The organism is Vicinamibacteria bacterium (genome assembly GCA_035620555.1).
Taxonomy (GTDB): Bacteria; Acidobacteriota; Vicinamibacteria; order Marinacidobacterales; family SMYC01; genus DASPGQ01.
On sequence record DASPGQ010000790.1, the window covers coordinates 1 to 6,210 of the forward strand.

Below are 6,210 nucleotides of genomic sequence, written 5' to 3' on the forward strand. Positions count from 1 at the left end.
CTCGAGTGCTCTCCCCGAAGCCCTCCGGCATCTCCTCGAGCCAACCGAGGCCTCGGGTATCTACCTATTCGAAAACTTCGAGGACGCGACCGCCGGACTGTCGATGAGGCCCCTCTGTGAAATCATGGCGGAAGGGATCGAGCGGGACGCGGGAGCGTATGCCGGTACGGCGTCGATCCCATACAGCCGGCTCGAAAGGTGGCGCGACGAGCTCTCCGCCGACAACTGCGTGGGCGGTGTGGTGGCCTCTCTTCCGGAAAGCGAACGGGTGCTGCTCTCTGACCTCAATGTCAAATCCATCCTCGCGCTCCCCCTCTTCGTCGACGGTGCGTGGCACGGGTTTCTCGGCTTTCTCGACCTCGAACGGGAACGCGAGTGGAGCAAAGCGGACATCCGCTCTCTCGAGACGGCGGCAGAGATGGTCGGCGTATACCTCGGCCGGAAACGCGCCGCCGAGGCGCTGCGCCTCAGCGAGGAGCGCTTCCGCTCCCTGGTCGAGAACGCGAACGACGTCATCTTCTCGATGGCAGTCGACGGTCGGCTGACCTACCTTTCTCCAAAGTTCACCGACGCCACGGGGTACCCCGTCGAGGAGGTTCTGGGGAACACCCTCTTCCCCATGATGAACCGCGAAGACATCGAGCGGGCGCAGCATTGGCTCGATCACGGTCTCGAGGGCGGAGAGCGGTTCTCGGGATACGAGTACCGCTTCCGCCACCGGGACGGATCGTGGCACTGGTGGGTGGCAACCGCGTCCGTGCTTCGCGACGGAGACGGCCGACCCCGTGAGATCGTCGGCGTCGCCCATGACTTCACTCGGATGAAAGAAGTCCTCGAAGATCTGGCACGTGCGAACCAGGAGCTCCGGGAGACGCAGTCACGGCTCGTGCAGTCGGAGAAAATGGCCTCCCTGGGCTCGCTCGTCGCCGGAATCGCACACGAGATCAACACGCCGGTCGGAGCCATCAGCAGCATGCACGACACCCTGGTTCGCGCATTGCGAAAGCTCGAGTCAACGCTCAACGAGGATCATCCTGGCATCGTGGACGCGAGCCCGTCGCTCCAGTCGGCGCTGAAGCTCGTCCAGGAGGCGAATCGAGTCATCGATAGCGGCACGCAGCGGGTCACCGAGATCGTGCGGCGCCTGCGGAGCTTCGCCCGGCTCGACCAGGCCGAGCTGAAGAAGGCCGACATTCACGAAGGGCTCGAGGACACGCTCGCCCTCATCCACCACGAGCTGAAGCACAATATCGTCGTCAAGCGCGACTACGGGGATGTTCCCCCGATTTCCTGCTATCCCGGAAGGCTGAACCAGGTCTTCCTCAACCTCTTGAACAACGCGCGCCAGGCAATCCATGGAAAAGGAGAGATCCGAATCCAGACCTTCGTTCGCGACGCGCGGGTGCACATCGTGGTGAGCGATACCGGCTGGGGGATTTCCTCGGAGCACCTCAGAAAGATCTTCGATCCCGGTTTCACTACCAAGGGGGTCGGGGTGGGAACCGGTCTGGGACTGTCGATCTGCTACCAGATCGTCCAGGACCACCGGGGCGAGATCCTGGTAGAGAGCGAGCCGGGCAAAGGGTCGACGTTCACCGTGGTCTTGCCGATGGATCTAGACGAGTGGAGCCCGCTCGTCGGAACCAGCACCGTGGACGAGGTGCGCTGACGCCGAGCGCGTCCGGCCTCTACGATCCCACCGTCGCGATTTACTCGTAGCGCTAGCGCACGCCTTCCAGGAGCTCGGCCGCCTGATTATGGATTTCCACGTGGTCGCCCCTGCGCCGCAGGAGAACGAGGTTCGCCTCACGCGGCATCGCCTGAGCTACCGCGCGGTTGTGCGCGGTACAGATGAACTGAGTCTTGGGAAACACCTCCGAGAGAAAAGTCATCAGGTTGCGCTGCCAGCGCTGGTGCAGATGGAGGTCGATCTCATCGACGCACACGACGGCCGGGCTCCCGAGCGGATTGGCGCTTCTCGGGTTCTGCACGTAGAGGCGACGGGCGAGATCGACGATCCAGGCAATCAGGGTGCGATAGCCCATGCTGAGGTCGTGCAGCGGTACCCAACCGTAACGGGACTTGAACTCGACGACCGCGCGACCCTGGCGCGACGCGATCCGAATGTCGTCCACGTCGAGCAACACACGCTTCAGCAAATCGCGCACCTTGTTGGCGGCGCGTGCCTCCCGGAGTTGACGACGTGCTGGACCGAAGTGGCTCATCTGAACGAACCACTCTTCCGCGTTCAGGAGATCCGCGTCTTCGACGAAGAGGCTCTCGTCGCCCGAGGATTCGAGCGGCTTGCGGCCCGAGTCCGCGGTGTTCCCATAGCGTCGCGACGCTCCGTAGCCGAAATAGTTGAGCGAGCCGTCGCGATTGAAATCCCAGCGAGGCGGCGGGCTCTGCCGACGACGTTCCGGCGCGTAGCGCACCGAGAACTGGGCGACCTCCCGGGGCCGGAGAAGCACGGCGGCGCTCACGACCGTCGTCTTGTTGGTGCGGCGCTGGGGCCACCAGTTGTACCGAATGAACGACGGGACCTCCTTGCGATCCTGCAGCGTCGAGGCGATGCCGCAGACCGCCTGGAGGAGCGTGGTCTTTCCCGAGCCGTTGTCTCCGAAGACGACGGTCCATGGGTAGGGGTTCTTACCGTCCGAGAGCTCGAGGGTCTGCGAAGGTCCGAAACATCGAACGTTCTCGATTCCCACCGACAGGAGGTAAACCGGAATACCCGACGACCTTTGCCTGGAACCCGGTCGCTTCGACCTTGCTTTCTTCTTGACGCGACTCACCGGGCGCCGGATCGCGCGGGTCTTCTTGACGGTCTTCGTCGGCTTGCCCCCCGCGGTCGGTTTTCTGCGTCCGGCCTTTCGAGTCTTGGCGGGCGCTCGCGCGGAGGATTTTCGTTTCGAGATCGCGGGCTTCTTCCTGGCTGCATTCCGCCTCGAAGTCGCCTTCGATCGACGAGATACGGCCGTCTTTTTTGTGTTGGGCATTGCCCGTTCTACCACATTTGCGAACGGAGCACACCGCTTGCGGCCAGTTGCCGGCGCGGGACGAGCTGACCTATCGTGAACGGTGTTTTTCAATCGCCGGGAGGCAATCATGCTCTTTGTGGATCCGAGGCCGGGAAGTTACTTCAGCGCTTTCGCGCTGGTTGCGTTCGGAAGTGTCGTATTCGGGAGTTCCACGGCGAAAGGAGCGCTCCATGCCGATCGGGTGCTGGTGAACGGTAACATTATTACCGTGGACGCTCGCGATTCGGTGGTCGAGGCCCTCGCGATCCGCAGCGGCCGCATCGTGGCGGTCGGGACCAACGACGAGATCGCAGCGCTGGTCGGGCCCGATACGGAGCGAATCGACCTCCGAGGGCTTACGGCCACGCCCGGTCTTCTCGACATGCACTGCCATTTCGCCAGCGGGGGGTTGTCGTCGCTCTACGTGTTGGACTTGAGCTATCCGAATATCGAAAGCGTCGAGGGCGCGGCCGAAAAAGTCAGAGAGCAGGTGGATGCGGTCGGCGCCGGGCAATGGGTCGAAGGCCGCGGATGGGACGAAGGAAAGCTCCTCGAGCGGCGCTACATCTACGCCCGAGACCTGGATCCGGTCTCACCCGACAACCCGGTGTTTCTCACCCATACGATGGGCCACTACGCCGTGGCCAACTCGGTGGCGTTGCGAATGGCCAATATCAGCCGGGACACTCCCGACCCCTTCGGCGGCACGATCGATCGCGACGACAACGGCGAGCCGACGGGTGTTCTCAAAGAGACGGCACAGTCGCTCGTGAGCTCGTTGATCCCCGACGCGACCTTCGAGCAGAGAAAAAAGGGCATCGCTCACATCGCGAGGGAGTTCAACAAAGAAGGGATGACGGGCCTCAAGGATCCCGGGATCGGTCTCGAAACCTGGAAGGCCTATCAAGAGGTGCTGGCAGAGGGCGAGCTTCCCGTGCGGGTGTTCGTCTTGTGGCGCTCGGGCCCCGACATCGAGTCCGCCGAGGCGCTCGTCGACCGCGTCGCTCCGTTCACGAAACCGTACATCACCACCGGTGACGACCATCTCGTCTCCGGCGGGATCAAGCTCATGATCGATGGAAGCGGCGGCGCGCGCACGGCATGGCTTCACGACGACTGGAACAAGAACGCGACCGAGGTCGACACCGGCAACCGCGGCTACCCCGTGACCGACCCCGACGTCCTGCGCCGGCAGGTCCGTATGTACCACGACGCCGGGCTCCACATGAGCATCCATTCGATCGGAGATCGGGCCATCGACTGGACCATGGACTCCTACGCCGAGGCGCTCGAGGCGAACCCGGTTCGCGGTTTGCGTCACGGGATCATTCACGCGAACATTCCGACGGATCGGGCCATCGACCTGATGGCTGAGCTCGAAGAGAAGTACGACGCGGCCTACCCCGAGCCCTCGGCGACGTTCATGTGGTGGATCGGCGACACCTACGCGGGGAACTTCGGCCCGAAGCGCGCCCTGCGTTTGAATCCGTTCAAGACGTTCCTGTCCAAGGGCATTCCCTGGGCGAACGGGTCCGATTTCAGTGTGACGCCATTCCCGGCTCGTTATGGGCTCTGGGCCTCCGTGGCTCGCGAGACGCTTCTCGGCGTCTACGGCAAGAATCCCTACGGGACCGAAGAAGCCGTCGGCATTCGCGAGGCGCTTCGCTCCCACACCCGCTGGGCCGCGCGTCAGATGTTCCTCGAGGACGAGATCGGCTCGCTCGAAGTCGGGAAATATGCCGACATCGCGGTCTGGGACAAAGATATCTACAGCGTCGCGACGGAAGAGCTCGAGACGTTGAAGTGTCAGATGACGATCTTCGAAGGCGAGGTCGTCTATCGCCGCTAGAGTGCTCAGTGCCGTGGCGGGACCCGTAATCGATCGTTCCGCCACGGCTCGGGCTGCTTACGGCGCGGCAAGCGCGCCGGGCTCGCTCCGCTCGCGCAGGCTGGACTGTACTTTTTCATCAGCCTGCTACTGCGGGAGCGCGAACGCCATGAGCTTCGCGTCCTCGCCCCGACTCTTCGACGTGGCGATGACGATCATCTGCCGTCCCGAAGGCGACAGGTAGGTCATCGGGCTTCCAAATCCACCGCCTCCGTCGAGCTCAGTCTTGACGAGAAGCTCACCCGTCGACTTGTCGAAGGCGTAGAGATAGGGGCTCGAGCCGCTGATGAGCACCAGTCCGCCTGCGGTAACCACGGGTCCCGACTGCCCGTGCTGCGGCGGGGCTTCGCCGGTCGGGGGGACGTCGATCCCTTCGAGGAGCGGATGCTCGTGAAGGGCGGGCATGTCGCCCAGGGGAATCTGCCAGGCGTGCTCACCGCGGTTCAGGTCGATGGCGGTGAGCGTCGCGTACGGTGGCTTGTGGATCGGAAGTCCCTCCACTTCGAGCGGTGGAACGCCGGCGATGACGTAATCCGCGTCCGCGGTTTCCGGTTCGGGTGGTCCGAGCTTGAAGATGAACGGCCAGTCGATGCTCCTCACGTAGAGCAGACCGGTATCGGGATCGAAGGCCGCGCCGCCCCAGTTCGCCCCGCCCCAGACGCCGGGCAGAATGACCGTGCCTTCGAGCGAGGGCGGATCGAACATTGCCCCGAGCCGATAGCCCGAAACCGCCTTCAACGCCTTCGCTTTGATCTCCGGCGTGAAGTCGATGAGATCGTCCTCGGTGAAGGCCTGTCGCGCGAAAGGCGGCGGCTTGGTCGGGTAGGGTTGCGTTCTGGACAGGCGCTCGCCCGGGACCGCGCTTCCGGGAACGGGACGCTCCTCGATCGGCCAGACTGGCTTTCCCGTGACGCGGTCGAACACGTAGGTGAAGCCGGTCTTCGCGACGACCGCGACGGCGTCGATTCGTCTTCCTTCGACCGAGAGCGTGACGAGGTTCGGCGGGGAGGCGAGGTCGTAGTCCCAAACGCCATGGTGAACGATCTGGAAGTGCCACACACGTTTTCCCGTCCGGGCGTCGAGGCAGACGATCGATTCGGCGAACAGGTTGTCGCCCTTCCGGTGACCGCCGTAGAAATCGTTGTTGGGCGTTCCCACCGGCAGGTACACGAGTCCGCGCTCGGCGTCGATGGAAAAGGGCGCCCAGACATTCGTCGAGCCGGTATAGGACCAGGATTCATCCTCCCAGGTCTCGTTTCCGGGCTCTCCGTCCTGGGGGATGGTGTGAAAGCTCCAGACGCG

4 protein-coding genes are annotated in these 6,210 nt (G+C 63.6%); 2 read left to right on the forward strand and 2 right to left on the reverse strand.

The features are described 5' to 3' along the window. Positions 1–1,669: ATP-binding protein (locus VEK15_31740; protein HXV65311.1), on the forward strand; the 1,669-nt coding region annotated here is incomplete at its 5' end. A gap of 52 nt (positions 1,670–1,721) precedes the next feature. On the opposite strand, the gene VEK15_31745 is transcribed toward VEK15_31740, so the two are convergent. Further along, positions 1,722–2,711, reverse strand: coding sequence for an AAA family ATPase (locus tag VEK15_31745; protein HXV65312.1), 990 nt, complete (start codon positions 2,709–2,711; stop codon positions 1,722–1,724). A 397-nt stretch (positions 2,712–3,108) separates the two neighbouring features. On the opposite strand from VEK15_31745, the gene VEK15_31750 reads away from it, so the two are divergent. Continuing rightward, on the forward strand, positions 3,109–4,869 hold the full coding sequence (locus VEK15_31750; protein HXV65313.1) for an amidohydrolase: 1,761 nt from the start codon (positions 3,109–3,111) through the stop codon (positions 4,867–4,869). Between the two features lie 126 nt (positions 4,870–4,995). Here the strand turns inward: VEK15_31750 and VEK15_31755 are convergent. Then, on the reverse strand, positions 4,996–6,210 hold a 1,215-nt coding region (locus VEK15_31755), incomplete at its 5' end, for a PQQ-binding-like beta-propeller repeat protein (GenBank protein ID HXV65314.1).